Origin of the sequence: Pseudoalteromonas sp. MTN2-4, assembly GCF_042848605.1 — a bacterium.
In the GTDB taxonomy this organism is placed as follows: Bacteria; Pseudomonadota; Gammaproteobacteria; order Enterobacterales; family Alteromonadaceae; genus Pseudoalteromonas.
The window spans coordinates 1-1,590 of record NZ_BTGK01000035.1 but is presented as its reverse complement, the minus strand read 5'-3'; the positions used below and the strand labels follow the sequence as shown (position 1 = coordinate 1,590).

General features: G+C 52.3%; 1 rRNA gene. It reads right to left on the bottom strand.

The annotated features are described in order from the left end of the window. Positions 1 to 46: 46 nt before the first annotated feature. Positions 47 to 1,579 (bottom strand): 16S ribosomal RNA (locus tag ACGHEH_RS21545). Positions 1,580 to 1,590 lie beyond the last annotated feature (11 nt).

Genomic DNA, 1,590 nt, shown 5'->3' with positions numbered 1-1,590 from the left:
AACAATCATCTGTGTGGACACTACGAACAAATCTGTTCTAAATCGTTAAGGAGGTGATCCAGCCCCAGGTTCCCCTAGGGCTACCTTGTTACGACTTCACCCCAGTCATGAATCACTCCGTGGTAAGCGCCCTCCCTAAGGTTAAGCTACCTACTTCTGGAGCAACCCACTCCCATGGTGTGACGGGCGGTGTGTACAAGGCCCGGGAACGTATTCACCGCGGCATTCTGATCCGCGATTACTAGCGATTCCGACTTCATGGAGTCGAGTTGCAGACTCCAATCCGGACTACGACGCACTTTAAGTGATTCGCTAACTCTCGCGAGCTTGCAGCACTCTGTATGCGCCATTGTAGCACGTGTGTAGCCCTACACGTAAGGGCCATGATGACTTGACGTCGTCCCCACCTTCCTCCGGTTTATCACCGGCAGTCTCCTTAGAGTTCCCGACCGAATCGCTGGCAACTAAGGATAGGGGTTGCGCTCGTTGCGGGACTTAACCCAACATCTCACAACACGAGCTGACGACAGCCATGCAGCACCTGTATCAGAGTTCCCGAAGGCACCAAACCATCTCTGGTAAGTTCTCTGTATGTCAAGTGTAGGTAAGGTTCTTCGCGTTGCATCGAATTAAACCACATGCTCCACCGCTTGTGCGGGCCCCCGTCAATTCATTTGAGTTTTAACCTTGCGGCCGTACTCCCCAGGCGGTCTACTTAATGCGTTAGCTTTGGAAAAGTTGTCCGAAGACCCCAGCTCCTAGTAGACATCGTTTACGGCGTGGACTACCGGGGTATCTAATCCCGTTTGCTCCCCACGCTTTCGTACATGAGCGTCAGTATTGACCCAGGTGGCTGCCTTCGCCATCGGTATTCCTTCAGATCTCTACGCATTTCACCGCTACACCTGAAATTCTACCACCCTCTATCATACTCTAGTTTGCCAGTTCGAAATGCAGTTCCCAGGTTGAGCCCGGGGCTTTCACATCTCGCTTAACAAACCGCCTGCGTACGCTTTACGCCCAGTAATTCCGATTAACGCTCGCACCCTCCGTATTACCGCGGCTGCTGGCACGGAGTTAGCCGGTGCTTCTTCTGTAAGTAACGTCACAGCTAGCAGGTATTAACTACTAACCTTTCCTCCTTACTGAAAGTGCTTTACAACCCTAAGGCCTTCTTCACACACGCGGCATGGCTGCATCAGGCTTGCGCCCATTGTGCAATATTCCCCACTGCTGCCTCCCGTAGGAGTCTGGACCGTGTCTCAGTTCCAGTGTGGCTGATCATCCTCTCAAACCAGCTAGGGATCGTCGCCTTGGTGAGCCATTACCTCACCAACTAGCTAATCCCACTTGGGCTAATCTAAGGGCGAGAGCCGAAGCCCCCTTTGGTCCGTAGACGTTATGCGGTATTAGCAGTCGTTTCCAACTGTTGTCCCCCACCCTAAGGCATATTCCCAAGCATTACTCACCCGTCCGCCGCTCGTCATCTTCTAGCAAGCTAGAAATGTTACCGCTCGACTTGCATGTGTTAGGCCTGCCGCCAGCGTTCAATCTGAGCCATGATCAAACTCTTCAATTAAAAGTTTTTTG